The organism is Schaalia sp. HMT-172, from assembly GCF_030644365.1.
Classification (GTDB): domain Bacteria; phylum Actinomycetota; class Actinomycetes; order Actinomycetales; family Actinomycetaceae; genus Pauljensenia.
Genome location: NZ_CP130058.1, coordinates 662,937 through 679,644 on the forward strand (window position 1 = coordinate 662,937; position 16,708 = coordinate 679,644).

Below are 16,708 nucleotides of genomic sequence, written 5' to 3' on the forward strand. Positions count from 1 at the left end.
CGTTCGTCGTGCCCCGGGATGCCTCGATTGAACTGCGCCCCGGGGCACGCTCGTCGCCGCCTGGTCTCCTAACGGGCTGCTAGCGCCGCCAGGGCCGCGCCAGCGCATAGGGCGTCCGCGTCGAGCACGAAAGCTGGGTCCACGCAGTACAGACCCGAGCCCGTAGGGACGGCCGAGGACGTCGTGAGTGCGTCGGTCAGTGCGGCGCGCACCTGTTCATCGGAGAGAGAGGCACGGAGCGTGCGTCCATCCGTGGAGACCGCCAGAGACAGGTCGGCCCCCTCGTCGCCGACTCTCACGCCGACGCGTTCTAGGAGCGTCGCCAGCAGGCCCGAGGTCTCGGCGACCGATACGGAGGCAGAGCGTGGGCCGGAAGACTCCAGCGATGCGATGCGTGAGGCGCAGCGGTCCACGTACGCGCCGATCATGCCCTCTCCGACGGACTCCCAGCCTCCCTGCGAACGGGGGAGGGATGAGCCGTCCCCGCACGCGGCCACGGCCTCGTCGATGAGGGCCAGCTCAGCGTCGGGGGCCAGCGCCCCCTCGCATGAGCGATCAACCGCGCGTCCCCCCAGGTAGACGAGCGCCTCGCCGTCGGCTTTCACGTATACGGCGCCGTCGGCCATCACCATGCGCACGGAGAAGGCCGTCAGGGGAGCGGGGAGCGCGCGCGGCATGAGCAGAGCATGCCCGCCGGATGCTTCGATGATCGCCGCGCCGTCGCGTGCCGTGTCCTGATTCTCAGGGGTTTCGTAGCCGATGATCAGGCGGAAACGGCCGCCGGTGCGCGCGGACAGGAAGGAAGCGATACCCGCAAACAGCAACGGGTCAGCACAGCGTGTCATGTGCTGAGGGTAACACCTTGGGTGGCCCGCGCAAAAACGGGTATCAGGAACGAGGCTGGGGCTCGCCTCCAGGAAACGGAGGAGGACGCAGGTGGGGGAGCCCACCGCTATCCTGGAGGCATCCACAAAGGAGGAATCATGCAGCTGACGAACCTGACGGACCCGGTCGAGCTCACGCGCCAGATGATCGATATTCCATCGGTGTCGGGGGATGAAGGACCCCTGGCGGACGCGGTCGAGGCGGCCCTGCGCGACGCCGGATTCGGATCCGTGCCAGCCCTGGAGATCCTGCGCGACGGGGACGCCGTGTGCGCGCGGACTCGGCTCGGACTCGGCCAGCGCGTGGTTCTCGCCGGGCACCTCGACACGGTTCCCATCGCCGACAACGTGCCTGGTCGCTTCGAAGAGCGCGACGGGGCCACGGTCCTGTGGGGGCGTGGCTCGGTCGACATGCTCGGAGGGTGCGCGGCGGCGCTCGCGCTCGCGTGCGAGGTCGGTGCCGTCCTCCGTTCCGGCGACGAGGCCGCGCTGAGCGTCGACGTCACCTGGATCTTCTACGACCACGAGGAAGTCGCCTCCCACCTCAACGGCCTGGGCCGCGTCCAGCGCAACCACCCGCAGTGGCTCGCCGGCGACCTGGCGCTGCTGGGCGAGCCCACCGCCGCCCACGTGGAAGGCGGCTGCAACGGAACCCTGCGCGTCATCGCGCACTTCCCGGGGCGGGCCTCGCACTCGGCGCGCGCGTGGATGGGCGTCAACGCGATTCACGCGATGGCCCCCGTCATCGAGCGCATCGCCGCCTACGGAAACCCCGTCGAGCTGGTCGATGGCCTCGAATTCCGAGAATCTCTGTCGGTCGTGCGCGTCGAGGGCGGCATCGCGAACAACGTGATCCCCGAGGCCGCGTCGATGACCGTCAACTATCGCTTCGCGCCCTCCAAGCGCGCAGATGACGCCCTGGCCTGGGTGCGCTCCCTCTTCGAGGGCACGGGCGCGACCATCGACGTTGACGACCTGTGTGAGGGGGCCAGGCCCGGCGCGGACTCGCCGGTCGCCCAGCGCTTCCTGACGGTCGCCAGGCGCATCGCCGCCGAGCAAGGGACCGAGCTGCGCCTGTCCGCGAAGGTCGGCTGGACGGACGTCGCGCGATTCACGCAGGTGGGAGTACCCGCCATGAACTTCGGCCCGGGCGACCCGCTCCTGGCGCACACGCGCGACGAACACGCCCCAGTATCGGATATCGTCAGGGTGCACGACACGCTCCGCGCCTTCGTGCTCGCACACTAGCCCCGCGCGCTCGCGGACTGAGCCAGCCCCACCCTCGTCGATCGGAAGGACCCGACCATGAGCACCCCCGAAAACACCTACCGCCGCGGTTCCCTCGTCCTGCGCGGGGACCAGATCCCGCGCTTGACGGCCGACGCGTCCCTCCTCCAGACGGAGCAGAGTGCCGACTGGAAGCACACCGACCCCTGGCGTGTCCTGCGCATCCAGTCGGAGTTCGTCGAAGGCTTCGAGGCCCTCGCTAAAGTTGGCCCCGCGATCTCCGTCTTCGGGTCGGCCCGCACCCGCCCCGACGACCCCCTCTACGAGTGCGCTCGGCGCATCGGAGAGCTGCTGGTCCAGCGCGGCTACGCGGTCATCACGGGCGGCGGCCCGGGCATGATGGAGGCGGCGAACCGCGGCGCGTGGGAGGCCGGCGGCACGTCCGTGGGCCTGGGCATCGAATTGCCGCACGAGCAGGGCATGAACCAGTGGATCAACCGCGGCGTCAATTTCCGCTACTTCTTCGCCCGCAAGACCATGTTCGTGAAGTACTCGCAGGGTTTCATCGTCATGCCGGGTGGTTTTGGCACCATGGACGAGCTCTTCGAATCCGCGACCCTGGTCCAGACCGGGAAGATTCGTTCCTTCCCGCTCGTGCTCGTGGGCACTGCCTATTGGTCGGGTCTGGTCGACTGGATCCGATCCTCCATGGTCGACGCCGGCATGATTGCCCCCGGAGATGTTGGCCTGCTGCACGTCGTTGACGACCCGGAGGAGGCGGTGCGCCTGGCGACGGGTGACTAGTCCTTCGACGCCCATTGTGAGGGGCCCTGGAGTGCAGAAACTACCGGACTGTCACACATAATTGATCGTATGACTTATTTTTTCTGCCAAAGCGTTGATCAGCTGTCAAGGAAAAAATGCAGTTATCCGGTAAGATTGACGGGGTGCCCCGCCGTTGGAGGTGCGGGCAGTACTCTCAGAAGGAGTCCTCACTATGGCAGCAATGAAACCTCGCACGGGGGATGGCCCCCTCGACGTGTCCGCGGAAGGGCGCAATATTGTCGTGCGGATCCCCACTGAAGGGGGCGGCCGCCTCGTTATCGAGATGAGCGCGCAGGAGGCGGGCGAACTCGCCGAAGCGCTGACTCAGGCAATCTGAATCGACACACCATAACGGCGGTGGGACGGGTCCTTCCTGTCCCACCGCTTTTGTGTCTGCGCGTGCCGCCGACGTGCATCCCGCAGCCGAAGGCGGCGGGATGCACGCCCGTTCACCGCTTGACGGCGACCGCCAGGCCGTCACCGACGGGCAGTAGCGCGGGAACGAACTCGTCGGATTCGCGCAGGTAGTTGATGACCTCGCGGGCGACGACGGTGCGGGCGTCCCGGCGGGCGGGGTCCGCGACCTGGTCGTGCCAGAGGGCGTGCACGAAGGCGATGGTGCCGCCGGGGCGCAGGATGCGCACGGCGTGGTCCAGGTACTGGGGCGTCTCGTCCAGGTCGCCGTCCAGGACGACCATGTCGTAGCCGCGTGCGGCCATGCGAGGCAACACGTCGAGGGCACGCCCGGCGATCAGGCGCGTGCGGTGGGAGGACAGACCTGCGGCGGCGAAGTTGCGGCGGGCGTGCCCCAGCAGCTCGGACTCGACGTCGATGGTCGTCAGCACGCCGTCGCGCGCCATGCCGTCCAGGAGCCACAGGCCAGACACTCCGGCGCCCGTCCCCACCTCGAGGACGGCGCGCGCCCCGGCCACGGCGGCCAGCATGCGAAGAGCGGCGCCCGTTCCCGGGGACACGGGGGCGGCTCCCAATTCGGATGCGACGGCGCGCGCGGCGGTCAGAGCGTCGCTCTCCGCCACGTAGTCTTCGGTGTACACCCAGGTCTGGGCTTTGTCCGCCATCGCCGTATCCTCACTTGTATTGATCGCCTCGGGCAGGTGCGCGCACGCGTTCGCGCCCCTTCCACGCATCAGGGTACAGGCGAGGCACGCCCTGGGCGTGATGGCGCTCCGGATCCGCGCGAAAACAGCGCCGACGTCCCTTGATAGGCGCTCGTCGGTCAGCCGCGGCGTGCGCTTCCTCGCCGTGCCCCGACGCGCGGACCCCGGCCTCGTCGGTGGGGACGAGGCCGGGGCGAAGTCGCGTGGGCTCAGTGTTGGATGGGGGAGACCCCGAGCGGGCGGCCCGCCAGGCCGCGGTTCGTCGACGCCAGGGTGGCGCCGAGGGAGGAGAGCACGTCGGCGGCGGGGCCGGAGGCGACGGCGACGGGCTCGCCGCGGTCACCTCCCTCACGCAGCGCGATGTCGAGGGGCACCTGGGCCAGCAACGGCACGGAGTATCCCAGCTGTGCGGTGAGGCGCTGCGAGACGGACTCGCCGCCGCCCGCGCCGAAGATCTCCAGGCGAGAGCCGTCGGGCTGAGGCAGGAAGGACATGTTTTCGACGACGCCGATGACCTTCTGGTTCGTCTGCGAGGCGATGGAGCCGGCGCGCTCGGCGACCTCGGCGGCCGCGACCTGCGGGGTGGTCACGACGAGGATCTCCGAGGTGGGCAGCAGCTGCGCGATCGAGATGGCGACGTCACCCGTGCCGGGAGGCATGTCGATGAGGAGGACGTCCAGGTCGCCCCAGAACACGTCCGCGAGGAACTGCTGGAGGGCGCGGTGGAGCATGGGGCCGCGCCAGATGACGGCCTGGCCGTCGGGCACGAACATGCCGATCGAGATGACCTTGACGCCACCCGCGCCCACGGGCGGGATCATCATGCCGTCGATGACCTGCGGGTCGTGGTCCACGCCGAGCATGCGCGGGATGGAGAAGCCGTAGATGTCCGCGTCCATGACGCCGACCTTGAGGCCCTGCGCGGCGAGCGCGGCGGCCAGGTTCGCAGTCATGGAGGACTTGCCGACGCCGCCCTTGCCGGAGGTGACGGCGATGACGCGCGTGAGGGAACCGGGGCGAGAGAAGGGGATTTCGCGCTCGGGGCGACCACCGTTGAGCTTCTCGCGCAGCGCCTTCTTCTGGGCCTCGTCCATGACGCCCATCTCGACGGTGACGTTCTCGACGCCGTCGATGGCGCTCACGCGCTCGGTGACGTCCTTGGTGATCTGGGTGCGCAGGGGGCATCCGGCGGTGGTGAGCAGGACCTTGACGGCGACGGAGGAGCCGTCGATCGTGACCAGGTCGGGGGTCACCATGTTGAGGTCGGTGATGGGGCGGCGGATCTCGGGGTCGATGACCTGGCCGAGAGCCGCCATGACGGAATCAAGCGTGACTGGCATGGACTCCACTCTACTGGCCGCTGTGCCCATCTTCTAGGGGACGAAAGGCGTCATCGGCCTCGGCCTCAGCCTCGGCCTCGTTCGACGAGGCGTTGGCCGCGTCCGCGGCGATCTCCGCGCGCAGGTCTTCGAGCATGTCGCGCAGCTCGGAGCGCACGAAGTCGCGCGTGGCGACGTCCTGAAGCGCCAGGCGCAGGCCGGCGATCTCGCGGGCGAGGTACTCGGTGTCGGCGAGGTTACGCTCCGCGCGAATGCGGTCCTGCTCGGCCACGACGCGGTCGCGGGCGTCCTGGCGGTTCTGCGCGAGCATAATCAGCGGGGCCGAGTACGAGGCCTGGGTTGAGAACGCGAGGTTCAGGAGGATGAAGGGGTAGGGGTCCCAGGCGGCGTCCTCGCTGATGCCGGCGAGCATCAGGTTTGCGCCGATCCACGCGATGACGAAGATCGTCATGTAGAGGACGAACTTGGGCGAACCCATGAAGCGGGCGGTGGCCTCGGCGAAGCGGCCGAAGCCGTCGCCGCTGCCCGACGAGCGGCGGAAGAACCACCGACGCTTGTCGATCGGGTTATCCAGGCGATCAGCCATCGATGCTCCTTGCCATCATGCGGTCGGTCACGTCGTCGTCGAAGTCTCGCCAGTCCTCGGGCAGCAGCTCATCGAGGACGTCATCGACCGAGACGGCACCGTGCAGGTGACCGTCCTCGTCGACGACGGGCAGGACCGTCAGGTTGTAGGTCGCGAGCAGACGCGTCACGGTCGCGATGTGCGCGTTGGGGTCCACGGACTCGATGTCGCGGTCCAGGATCGTGCCGAGGAGCGTCTGCGGGGGCTCGCGCAGCGCGCGCTGGATGTGGACCATGCCCAGGTACTGGCCGGTCGGGGTCTCCTGGGGCGGGCGGGCGATGAAGGCGACGGTCGCGATCGAGGCGGGGATGTCCTCGCGGCGCACGGCAGCGAGCATCTGCGCGACGGTCGCGTTCGGGCCGAAGATGACGGGTTCCGTTGTCATGAGCGAGCCCGCGGTGGACTCCTCATAGGTCATGAGTCGGCGCACGTCCTCGGCCTCGTCGGGCTCCATGAGGGCCAGCAGGGACTGCGCTTTGGCGGCGGGCAGCTCGGCGACGAGGTCAGCCGCGTCGTCGGGCTGCATGACGTCGAGAACGTCGGCGGCTCGGGCGGCCTCCATCGCCGAGACGATGGCGATTCGGTCGTCGTTACCCAGCTCCTCGAGCACGTCGGCGAGGCGCGCGTCGGTGAGCTGCTGGGCGACCGCCATCTTGCGGTCCTGAGGCAGGCTGTGGATGAAGTCCGCCAGGTCGGCGGGGCGCATGTCCTCCGTGTACTGCAACAGGGCGGTGGCCGCCTGGTTGGAGTCGGTCTTCAGCAGGCCGGAGACCTCGGACACGTCCACCGTGAGGGTTTCGCCGCTGCGCGTGAAGCCCAACGAGGAGGTGCGCACGCGCTGGACGTGCAGGGTGGAGATGACCCAGTCCTTGGGGCGGCGCTGGCGCATCGCCACGTCGAGGATGCGCACCTGCCCGGAGCCGTCGTTCATGGTAACGACGCGGTCGAAGAGCTCGGAGAGCACCAGGGTTTCGATGGGGCGCTGCGTGAAAGAGCGGATGTTGAGCAGGCCCGTGGTGATGACGGAGCCGGATTCGATCGAGGTCACGCGGGTGAGCGGCAGGAAGACGCGCTTACGCGGGCCGACCTCGACGACGAATCCGATGACGTTGGCCTCGGATTTCAGCCGAAAGATGACAACGACGTCGTGAATCTTGCCGACCTGGTCGCCCAAAGGGTCGAAAACACCGGTGCCCGCGAGCTTTCCGATGTACACGCGCCGACCCTTGGTGCCTAGCTCAATAGATGCAATGCTCACCTAATCATTTTAGGCTGATGACGTTCGATGAGTCGTGACGGCGAGCCGGTGCCTGCGGGACAATGAGTCCCATGCCACCTGCCCCCGGAGGATTGGAGAGAGAATGCCTGTCGTGATGGAACCGCAGATGCCCACGGGTACTGAGGTCGCCTCCTACCAGACCTACGCGCAGGCGCGCGCGGCGGTTGACTTCCTGTCCGATAGTGGCTTCGACGTATCGTCGATCACCATCGTTGGGACGGACCTGCACATGGTGGAGCGCGTGACGGGCCGTCTGACGATTGCCCGCGCCTCGTTGTCGGGGGCCTCCAGCGGTGCGCTGTGGGGAGCGCTCATGGGCATGTTCATGTCGGCGGGCCAGAATGCCGGCGGGACGGGTCTGTGGGTCGGCGGCGGCATCGTCATCGGCGCGCTGGCAGGAATGGCGCTGTCCGCGCTGATGTTCATCGTGCGCGGGCGCAACCGCGACCTGGTGTCTTCTCAGCAGGTTGTGGCCCTGCGCTACGCGATCCTGGCGTCGGCGGATATTGACCGCGCCTTCACGCTCTTGCAGCGCACCCCCGGCAACACGGCCCGCCCCAAGCGTGCGCGCGCGGAGGCCGAGCGCCCCCGCAAGGATTCCGTGGGTTTCTTCCCCGACGGCCGCCCGCGTTTTGGCGCGGCGACCAAGGATGGGACGGTCCCCGGCGGGGATGCACAGCCCCAGCAGCCCCAGCCCGCTCAGCCCGCGCCCGAAGGACGCGACGACGCCCCGGCCTCGTCCCCTGAGGGAGACCAGACCGAGGCGTCGGATCAGCGTTCCTGAGCGGCGCGCTTCCAGCGAAAAAACCGCGCGGGGCGCTCTTAGCGTCCCTGAATGCGCGCGATCCACTCCTCGACGTCCGCGATCGTGCGCGGGATGTCCTCGGAGATGCGGGTGACGGTGCCGTCGGCGTTCACCACGACGTCGTCCTCGATGCGCACGCCGATCCCGCGGTATTCCTCAGGGATCAGCAGGTCGTCGGCGCGGAAGTACAGGCCCGGTTCGATCGTGAAGACCATGCCGGGTTCGAGTAGCGCGCCCTGGTAGAGCTCGGCGCGGGCCTTGGCGCAGTCGTGCACGTCCAGGCCGAGGTGGTGGCTGGTGCCGTGCGGCATCCAGCGGCGGTGCTGCTGGCCCTCGGGGGACAGCGACTCCTCGGGGGTGACGGGCAGGATGCCCCACTCGTGCAGGCGGGCGGCGATGACCTCCATGGCGGCGTCGTGCACGTCCTTGAAGCGGCAGCCCGGCTGGTTGGCGCGCGCCAGGGCGGCCTCGCAGGCGTCGAGGACGGCCTGGTAGACGCGGGCCTGAACCTCGGTGAAGCGGCCGTTGACGGGCAGCGTGCGCGTAATGTCGGCCGTGTACAGGGAGTCGACTTCGACGCCGGCGTCGACGAGTACCAGGTCACCTTCGCGCACCTCGCCGTCGTTGTCGATCCAGTGCAGCGTGTTCGCGTGGTTGCCGGAGGCCGCGATGGTCTCATATCCCAGGCCGTTGCCTTCCTCGCGGGCGTTGGCCGCGAAGGCGCCTTCGATGACGCGCTCGCCGCGGCGGTGGCCCACGGCGCGCGGCAGGACGCGGATGATGTCTTCGAAGCCGGCCTTGGTGACCTCGACGGCGCGGATCATCTCCTCGAGCTCGAAGGCGTCCTTGATGAGGCGGATCTCGGAGAGGTGTTCCTCGAGGGCCTCGTCTTCCGCGCGCGCGTCGTCGCCAAACGGCAGGCCCGCCTGGATGCGGATCTCGTTGACCATGTCTTCGATCTGGGCGTCCACGCCGCGCACGATGCGCAGGCTCACCTGGCCCGCGTCCTTGGACAGGGCGTCGCGCAGCGTGTCGATGTGGCGGGTCTCCAGGCCGGTCTGCGCGCTCAGCTCCTCGAGCGAGGGGCGCGCGCCCACCCAGAATTCGCCGTAGCGCGGGTTGGCGTAGAACTCCTTGGAGGAGCGCGAGGCGCGGGGCTTGAAGAAGAGCAGGGCCGTGTGCGTGCCGTCTTCGCCCGGTTCGAGGACCAGGACAGTGTCGGGTTCCTTTTCGGCGCCCAGGCCCGATAGGTGCGCGAATGCGGAGTGCGCGCGGAAGCGGTAGTCGCAGTCGTTCGAGCGGACCTTGTAGGGGCCGGCGGGAATGACGAGGCGCTCGCCGGGGAAGGGCGCGCCGGCCTTGAGGGCGCGGTTGCGAAGGAAGTCGGCGACGCGTTCGCGTTCGGGCAGCTGGGTTGGACGCGGTGCCCATCCGGTGCCGATGAACTCGCGGAACGCGGAGGATTGGGGTTGACGGGATCGGCTTTCGCCTCGGTCGGCCATTGACTGGGATTCTTCTTCGCTCATGGGTCCCATTCTACGGCCGCCCGCCCGCTCGGGCGGTCCCGATGGTCATGAGGAACCCCGGCCTCGTTCCTGTGCGTCGCGTGGGCGCGTGGGACGAGGCCGGGGCCGGGTCGGGAGGGAGCGGCTCAGTCCTGGGGGGTGAGTTCTCCCGCGATGGAGCGGTCCATCCAGCGTGTGAAGTCCGCGCCGCGCATGCCCTGGGAGAGGAGGAACACGGTTTTCGCGTAGAGGGCTTCGAGCGTCATGTCGTGCGCGCCGATCGCGCCCAGCTGGGCGAGGGCGTTGCCGGCCTCGTAGTGGCCGAGCATGACTTCTGCCTGGTAGCACTGGGAGGCGACGATGATCGGCACGTCGGCCCGGGCGAGCTCCTCCAGGACCGCGACGAGCCCGGGCTCGGAGGCGGGGATGTTGCCCACGCCGAAGGTGCGCAGGATGAGGGCGTCCGGGTGGGGCGTCGTCATGGCGCGCAGTCGCGCGGCGCTCATGCCGGGGACCACGTCGATGACGGCGACGTCCTGGCGCGTGTAGGGGCTGGGATCCTGCCAGCCGGTGCCCGCGCTCGGCGTGCCGTACCAGCGCCACGGCGCGCCCGTGCGTGCCATGGGGGACACGGAGGGGGACTCGAAGCCGCGGAAGGCCCACGACGAGGTCTTGGTGGCGCGGTTGCCAGCCAGGAGCTTGTGCCCGAAGAAGAGCATGACGCCTTGAGCGTGCGGTGAAATCGCCGCGCGCAGCGCTCCGGTGACGTTCGCCGACGCGTCCGAACCGACGACGCCGAGCGGGTACTGGGAGCCGGTCAGGACGACCGGCTTGCCCAGGTCCGCCAGCGCGTAGGACAGGGCGGCGGCCGAGTAGGCCATCGTGTCCGTGCCATGCAGGACTAAGAAGGCGTCGGCCTGGCCCGCGTGCGCGTTGATGTCGTCGATGATGGCCTGCCAGTCCTGCGGGGTGGCCTCCGAGGAGTCGATGAGCGGGTCCAGCGTCGACATTGTGATGTTCGAGGCCAGCTCGATACCCTCGAGCTGGGAGCCGAACCACCCCTGCAGGTCAGCGCCGGGACGCAGCCCCTCGGGGGAGTCGACCATGCCGATGGTTCCACCGGCATACGTGACGTGAAGACGCACGGTGAGTCCTTTCTTAGTCGCCCGACACCAGGGTCTCGTCGCCCTGGAGCGAGGCGGCGGCCTCGTCGGTCAGGCTGCCGACGCGCCCACGCACGTAGTACCAGCCGGCGACCATGAGGACGACGACCACGCCGAAGAGCGCGAGGGTCCAGCGGCCCGACTCGGAGGTGACGTTGGAGCCGACGACCACCGCGAAGAACACCAGCGCCAGGTAGTTGGTGTAGGGGGCGCCGGGCATGCGGAACTCGGGGCGCGCTTCCTCGCCTCGCTTGACCTTGCGCAGGAACGCCAGGTGCGAGATGAGGATCATCGCCCAGGTGCCGGCGATGCCGATGCCCGCCAGGTCCATGACGATGTTGAAGGCATTCTTCGGGACGAAGGCGTTGAGCAGGACGCCGAGCAGACCCAGCGACGCGGTGATGATGATGCCGCCGTAGGGCACGTGGTGCTTGTTGAGGCGGGACGCGAAGCGCGGGCCTTCGCCCACGAGCGCCATCGAGCGCAGTGTGCGGCCGGTCGCGTACAGGCCCGCATTGAGGGAGGACAGCGCCGCAGTCAGGACGACGACCTGCATGATGTCGCCGGCGTGAGGCACGCCGATGCCGGAGAAGAACGTCGTGAAGGGGGACTCGTTCGAGGAGTAGGCGTTGTAGGGCAGCGCCAGGGCGAAGAGAACGACCGAGCCGACGTAGAAGAAGAAGATACGGATGACCATCGAGTTGATGGCCTTGGGCAGGATCGTGGCGGCGTCCTTGGCCTCACCTGCCGCGACGCCCACCATCTCGGTGCCGCCGAAGGCGAAGACGACGCCCAAGGTCAGGGCGAAGACGGGGGCCAGGCCCTCGGGGAACCAGCCGCCGGACTCGGAGATGTTGTGGACACCCGCGGAGTAATCACCGACGTGCGCCTGCGTGATGATCGCCCAGATGGCGACAGCCATGAAGATGAGGATCGTCGCGACCTTGATCATCGCGAACCAGAATTCGGCCTCGCCGAAGGCCTTGACGCTCAGCATGTTCAGGACGAACACGAGGGCCAGCGCGATGAGGGCGATCACCCACTGCGGGATGGCCTCGAACATTTTCCAGTAGTGCATGTAGAGGGCCACGGCGGTGATGTCAGCCATGACGGTGACGGCCCAGTCCAGGAAGAAGAACCAGCCGGTGATGAACGCGCCTTTCTCGCCCAGGAACTCGCGGGCGTAGGACACGAACGCGCCCGAGGAGGGGCGACGCACCGCGAGCTCTCCGAGGGCGCGGACCATCAGGAACGCGAAGACGCCACACACCGCGTAGGCGAAAGCCAGCGCGGGGCCGCCCTGTGCCAGACGGCCGCCGGCGCCCAGGAACAGGCCGGTGCCGATCGAACCGCCGATCGCGATCATCTGGATGTGTCGGTTTTTCAGAGCCTTGTTGTACCCGGCGTCTCCCGCGTCGGTCGCGGTGGACACCTGGGTCTGATCCTTGTCAGACACGCGTGTACTCCAATCGGTGTTGAGGGAGGCCAAACGGCCACTCTCAGTCAGTTTCCTACAGTGATTGGCGCCTCGCCGGAGGGGGACGGATTCTCCAAAACTGCCTGTGGTCAGCGAAATGACGTGCGCGTGGTCGTGGGTGCGCGCTGCAAAATCAAGGGATTGCGCCAAGGGTGGGCGCGCTCGCGGATCAAGCCTGCACGAAGCGGTGGTGTGATCTGATTAATGCGGTAATCTCAGATGGTGAAGCGAATAGACCCCCATACTCATAGCGCGTACTCGGATGGAACCGACACTCCCGCGCAGCTCCTCGCTATCGCCGCGCAGGCCGGGCTCGACGCTATCGCGCTGACCGACCACGACACGACGGCCGGGTGGGACGAGGCCGCGGCCGCCGTTGCGAATACCGGCGTCAGCCTCATCTGTGGCGCCGAAATGTCGTGCTCCGCCTCGGGTATAACCGTGCACCTGCTGGCCTACCTCTTCGACCCGACCAGCCCCGGCCTCGTCGAGAATTTCCGCCGGATCCGCGAGGACCGTGAAACCCGGGCCCAGCGCATGGTCGCGAACCTCGCGGCCGACTATCCGATTACCTGGGAGGACGTGGTCGCCTTCGCGCCCGAGGGTGGACCCGTGGGGCGCCCGCACATCGCCGACGCGCTTGTGGCCGCCGGGGCTTTCCCCGACCGCAGCGCAGCCTTCGTTGAGGCCCTGCACCCCTCCGGCCCCTACTACGTGCACCACTGGGCACCCGACCCGGTCGAGGCCGTGCGCTGCGTGCGCGAGGCCGGGGGAGTGCCCGTCCTCGCCCACCCCCGGGCCCGCAAGCGCCAGCGCCTGCTGCCCGAGGCCGTCATCGCCGACATGGCGGCGGCGGGCCTCTTCGGCATCGAGCGCGACCACCGTGACCATGGGCCCGAGGATCGTGCCGACGTCGAGCGGATGGCCCGTGAGATGGGCCTGGCGATGTTTGGTTCCTCCGACTACCACGGCACCGGTAAACCCAACCGCATCGGTGAGAACACGACCGACCCCGACGTGATCGCCGAGGTCGTCGCTCAGGGGTGCATCGAGGTGGTGCGTCCGTGAGCCTCTTCGACGTCGCGCTCTTCGCCACGGCCTTCACGACGCTGACGGTCATCATGGACCCGATCGGGACCGTACCGATCTTCCTGGGGCTCACCTCCCGCTACTCTCAGCCCAAGCAGCGACGGGCCGCGGTCCAGGCGACCTCCGTCTCCTTCGGAGTGATCCTGACCTTCGCGATCCTCGGCGGACAGATCCTGCGCCTGCTGCACATTTCGATGGAGGCCCTCCAGCTCTCCGGTGGCGTGCTGCTTTTCCTCGTCGCCATGGAGCTCCTCATGGGCACCGACTCCTCGACTCCCGACACGGGCGACGAGGGCGTGAACGTCGCACTCGTCCCGCTGGGGACGCCGCTTCTCGCCGGCCCTGGATCGATCGTCGCCGTCATGGTGGCCGTCGGCCAGGCCGGATCGAACCTCGGTTCGTGGATCGCCGTCGTGGTGGCCGTCGTGCTGGCGCACGTCGTCATGTGGCTGACCATGCGTTTCTCGCTGATGCTCTCCCGGCTGCTCGGTCCCGGCGGCATCATGCTGTTGACCAAGATCTCAGGTCTGCTGCTGGCGGCGATTGCGACGCAGCTCATTATGGAAGGCATCTTCAAGTTTATCGCGTCAGCGCAGGGGTCCTGACCTGCTGTTATACTCGAAGCTTACCGGGTATTTGATCTCAAATGGCGCTGAATGCCTGGCGACACGGAGTGTGATTTTGAAAAAAGTCTTCTCGATGGTCAGGAAGTGTTGTAGGGTAAGGCTGAACGCCGTGACATGCCGCGACCCGTCTTGGTCAGGGTCACGCATTCATCCCGCATCACATCCGCTCCAGGAGAAACAATGAAGAAGACGACCTCGTCTCTGTTCGCCGCCACCGCGGCCCTCGGCATCATCGCTGCCTCCGCTGGCGTGGCCTTCGCTGCCGAGACGCCCAACGGCGACCCCGTGAAGAACAACCCGAGCATCGGCCAGCCCACGGAGGAGCCCTCCGCTCCCACTCCCGAGGTCCCCGGTGACGTGACCCCCAGCCCTGAGGTCCCCGGCGACGAGACCCCCAGCCCCGAGGTTCCCGGCGACGAGACCCCCGGTGGCGAGACCCCCAGCCCTGAGAACCCCGGTGCCGAGGTTCCCGGCACCGATCAGCCCGGTACCGAGGCGCCCGTTGTTAACCCGGGCGCCGGCGCTGGCGCCGCTTCCGGCACCGTCGGTGGCTCCGGCGTGACCTCGCGCAGCCAGATCTCTACCGGCAATGGCCCTGCCCCCGTGAGTGCGCGCGGCGGCATCCGCGGCGCGAACGCGCCCGCCGAGGCAAACTCCGACGCTCCGGCCTCCGCCTCCAACCCGACCCTGGCGAACACTGGCTCCACCGCGACCATCGCCGCGGGCGCGGGCGTCATCGCCCTGGCCGGTGGCGTGACCCTCGTGATCGCTCGCAAGCGTCACTGAGTCGCTGTCTGCTGACAAACTCCGCGGGCCCGCTCGATGAGAGCGGGCCCGCGTTGTGTCTAGTTTTCGCACGTCGTCGCGCATTTGTGAACGGATGTGCAGTATTGATCCGCAGATTTGCAACGAAAGATACCGCTCTCGCCTTGAAATGAAGTGTGGGTCACATGCACAATAGGGGTACCGAAAGTCACCATGAATTGAGCCCTCATGATGAACCGGTGATGGAAAGTGGCACCGCTCCATCGAGGGGTGCCACTTTCCTGTATATGCGTCCCTGCGGGCAGTGCCCCCGCAGGGACGCACCCTGCGGGGGACAATCTGTCAGCGCTGGCGACGGCGCAGAGCCACAGCTCCGAGGCCTGCCAGGCCCGCCATGATGGCCGCACCGGCCAGCATCGGGGTGTCAGCGCCCGTGCGAGCAAGGTTGTCGCTCGGGGTTGCGGACGGGGCGGGAGCGGGGGTGGTCGGCTCGGGCGTCGGGGAATCCGACGGCGCCGGCGTGGTGGGCTCCTCGGTGGGAACCGTGCACTCGCTGTCCGTGCCGGTCAGCCAGTTGTGCAGGACGATCGGAGCCAGGACCGGGGAGTTCTCGAGGGTCTCGCCGGTCAGGGTGCCGTTGATGTTGAAGGAGAAGGCGGAGTTGGCCGGCATGTGCGCGATCGTGACGGTGATGGTCTTGCCGTCCTCGCTGACCTTGATCTCGCCCAGGCCTTCGACGGAGTTCGTGAAGCCATTCCCCTTGAGCGCGCCGGCGCCGGGGGTCGAAATCGTGTTGATCGTGGAGGCGTCGAACTTCAGGCCCTGGACGGCCTTGATCGTCAGCGTCGCGTTGGTGATGTCCTTGTGGGTCGCGCCGTACAGGCGCAGGGTGCGCGAGTCGCCGGCCTTCGCCTCGCCGCGGGAGGTGAACCAGCCGTCAGCGTTGGCCTCGCCCCACTTGGGCTCCTCCGAACCCCAGGAGCCCGCGTACTTGGAGCGCTCGTTGATGTCGCGCGAGTAGGGGCTCCACACGGTGCGGTCCACGGTCGTGATCTGGCACTGGGTGAGCTCGGGGGTCTTGGGTGTGGGCAGGTCGCCGCACACCTGGCCGTCGGCCGGGAACTGGGCGCCGACCAGGTTAGCGGACGCGGTCGAGGACTCGGCGCCGGTGGGGAAGGTGCCCGTGAACTGGAAGATCGTGCCGGTGTTGGCGTCGAGGCCCTTGTTTAGCGTGATCGTCCAGATGTTCTTCGCTTCATCCGTCAGGGTGGCCGTGAAGTCGCCGTCGTTCCACGTGTACTCGGCTTCGCGCGGGCCCCAGGCCTGCATGAAGGCGTTCAGACCCGCGCGGGTCTCAAGCTTGCCGATGAAGGCAGTGTTGGTCATGTCGTCCGGCAGGTCGACGGTGATCGTCGTGCCGGCGGCCAGCTTGTTCTTCGTGGCAACGGGGAAACGCCAGTTCTGCATGGAGCCGGCGATCCAGTGGTTGGCCTCGAACATGCCCGGGGCCTTGTAGGTCTCGGTGTTGAAGTTGGTCGAGATCTTCGAGGTGTAGCCGTTGTTCGAACCGGTGGCGATCTTGTTGACGGAGCCGTCGGCGTTACGAGTGATGTCGGCAGGGTTCACCAGCTCGGGGTGGTGGGCCAGGATGTCCGTGTCGAGGATAGCGGAGGCGGTCCAGTCAGCGCGGCACGCGGTGGACTTGTCTCCGTTAGCGGTGCCGGGACCCGTGGGTACGTTCTCGTCGGAGGGTGAGGCCATGGCGGGGCCTGCGATCAGGGCGGTGGCGAGCGTGGCGCTCAGAGCTGTCGCGATGGTCAACCTATGCGTCAGTTTCATCGTTCTCCTCGTGTCGATACGGATGTTTTGTCACGAATGCTGTCCTTGTGGCGTGACGAGAGGCCGGACAGCATTGGTTACATGAGAACCTTAGTCGATGAATGCTGACCGTGTCTCAGGGTTGTGAAACATCACCGGGCG

Annotated in this window: 16 protein-coding genes; 7 read left to right on the forward strand and 9 right to left on the reverse strand. The window is 67.8% G+C overall.

The genetic code is table 11. The features are described 5' to 3' along the window. Nucleotides 1–68 precede the first annotated feature (68 nt). Complete coding sequence (locus QU663_RS02715) at nucleotides 69–845, reverse strand: hypothetical protein (protein ID WP_021611955.1); 777 nt, start codon at nucleotides 843–845, stop codon at nucleotides 69–71. A gap of 138 nt (nucleotides 846–983) precedes the next feature. Between QU663_RS02715 and dapE the strand changes: the two genes are divergently transcribed. From dapE to QU663_RS02730, 3 genes are all read left to right on the forward strand, one after another. Next, the gene (gene dapE, locus QU663_RS02720; RefSeq protein WP_021611954.1) at nucleotides 984–2,132 is read left to right on the forward strand and encodes a succinyl-diaminopimelate desuccinylase; all 1,149 of its coding nucleotides are present in this window, start codon (nucleotides 984–986) and stop codon (nucleotides 2,130–2,132) included. Nucleotides 2,133–2,189: 57 nt separating this feature from the next. Next, complete coding sequence (locus tag QU663_RS02725) at nucleotides 2,190–2,915, forward strand: TIGR00730 family Rossman fold protein (protein WP_021611953.1); 726 nt, start codon at nucleotides 2,190–2,192, stop codon at nucleotides 2,913–2,915. Between the two features lie 193 nt (nucleotides 2,916–3,108). Beyond that, nucleotides 3,109–3,273, forward strand: a complete 165-nt coding sequence (locus QU663_RS02730) for a DUF3117 domain-containing protein (RefSeq protein WP_009057618.1) — start codon at nucleotides 3,109–3,111, stop codon at nucleotides 3,271–3,273. A gap of 112 nt (nucleotides 3,274–3,385) precedes the next feature. On the opposite strand, the gene QU663_RS02735 is transcribed toward QU663_RS02730, so the two are convergent. The 4 genes from QU663_RS02735 to QU663_RS02750 form a co-directional block, all read right to left on the reverse strand. Next, the gene (locus tag QU663_RS02735) at nucleotides 3,386–4,015 is read right to left on the reverse strand and encodes an O-methyltransferase (RefSeq protein ID WP_034481402.1); all 630 of its coding nucleotides are present in this window, start codon (nucleotides 4,013–4,015) and stop codon (nucleotides 3,386–3,388) included. A gap of 248 nt (nucleotides 4,016–4,263) precedes the next feature. After that, on the reverse strand, nucleotides 4,264–5,394 hold the full coding sequence (locus tag QU663_RS02740; RefSeq protein ID WP_034481399.1) for an Mrp/NBP35 family ATP-binding protein: 1,131 nt from the start codon (nucleotides 5,392–5,394) through the stop codon (nucleotides 4,264–4,266). A gap of 10 nt (nucleotides 5,395–5,404) precedes the next feature. After that, entirely contained in the window at nucleotides 5,405–5,980 is a 576-nt protein-coding gene (locus QU663_RS02745) for a DUF1003 domain-containing protein (RefSeq protein ID WP_021611949.1), read from the reverse strand. Beyond that, entirely contained in the window at nucleotides 5,973–7,277 is a 1,305-nt protein-coding gene (locus tag QU663_RS02750) for a magnesium transporter MgtE N-terminal domain-containing protein (protein ID WP_034481396.1), read from the reverse strand. The genes QU663_RS02745 and QU663_RS02750 overlap by 8 nt, the downstream gene beginning before the upstream one ends. A 103-nt stretch (nucleotides 7,278–7,380) precedes the next feature. Here QU663_RS02750 and QU663_RS02755 point away from each other — a divergent pair, with 103 nt between their 5' ends. Further along, nucleotides 7,381–8,082 carry a general stress protein gene (locus QU663_RS02755; RefSeq protein ID WP_021611947.1) on the forward strand — a complete coding sequence of 234 codons (702 nt, stop codon included), beginning with the start codon at nucleotides 7,381–7,383 and terminating at the stop codon, nucleotides 8,080–8,082. Nucleotides 8,083–8,120: 38 nt separating this feature from the next. Here QU663_RS02755 and QU663_RS02760 read toward each other — a convergent pair whose 3' ends face one another. From QU663_RS02760 to QU663_RS02770, 3 genes are all read right to left on the reverse strand, one after another. After that, nucleotides 8,121–9,629 carry an aminopeptidase P family protein gene (locus QU663_RS02760; protein WP_021611946.1) on the reverse strand — a complete coding sequence of 503 codons (1,509 nt, stop codon included), beginning with the start codon at nucleotides 9,627–9,629 and terminating at the stop codon, nucleotides 8,121–8,123. 125 nt (nucleotides 9,630–9,754) lie between these two features. Continuing rightward, nucleotides 9,755–10,753 carry an asparaginase gene (locus QU663_RS02765; protein ID WP_034481394.1) on the reverse strand — a complete coding sequence of 333 codons (999 nt, stop codon included), beginning with the start codon at nucleotides 10,751–10,753 and terminating at the stop codon, nucleotides 9,755–9,757. A gap of 13 nt (nucleotides 10,754–10,766) precedes the next feature. After that, a complete protein-coding gene (locus tag QU663_RS02770) occupies nucleotides 10,767–12,227 on the reverse strand; it encodes an amino acid permease (RefSeq protein WP_021611944.1) in 1,461 nt (486 codons plus the stop codon). A 240-nt stretch (nucleotides 12,228–12,467) separates the two neighbouring features. On the opposite strand from QU663_RS02770, the gene QU663_RS02775 reads away from it, so the two are divergent. From QU663_RS02775 to QU663_RS02785, 3 genes are all read left to right on the forward strand, one after another. Beyond that, nucleotides 12,468–13,316 carry a PHP domain-containing protein gene (locus QU663_RS02775; RefSeq protein WP_021611942.1) on the forward strand — a complete coding sequence of 283 codons (849 nt, stop codon included), beginning with the start codon at nucleotides 12,468–12,470 and terminating at the stop codon, nucleotides 13,314–13,316. Beyond that, complete coding sequence (locus QU663_RS02780; RefSeq protein WP_021611941.1) at nucleotides 13,313–13,942, forward strand: MarC family protein; 630 nt, start codon at nucleotides 13,313–13,315, stop codon at nucleotides 13,940–13,942. Before QU663_RS02775 ends, QU663_RS02780 begins: the two co-directional genes overlap by 4 nt. A 201-nt stretch (nucleotides 13,943–14,143) precedes the next feature. Then, nucleotides 14,144–14,749, forward strand: a complete 606-nt coding sequence (locus QU663_RS02785) for an LPXTG cell wall anchor domain-containing protein (RefSeq protein WP_021611939.1) — start codon at nucleotides 14,144–14,146, stop codon at nucleotides 14,747–14,749. 321 nt (nucleotides 14,750–15,070) lie between these two features. Here QU663_RS02785 and QU663_RS02790 read toward each other — a convergent pair whose 3' ends face one another. Then, nucleotides 15,071–16,567, reverse strand: coding sequence for a hypothetical protein (locus QU663_RS02790; protein WP_021611938.1), 1,497 nt, complete (start codon nucleotides 16,565–16,567; stop codon nucleotides 15,071–15,073). Between the last annotated feature and the right edge of the window lie 141 nt (nucleotides 16,568–16,708).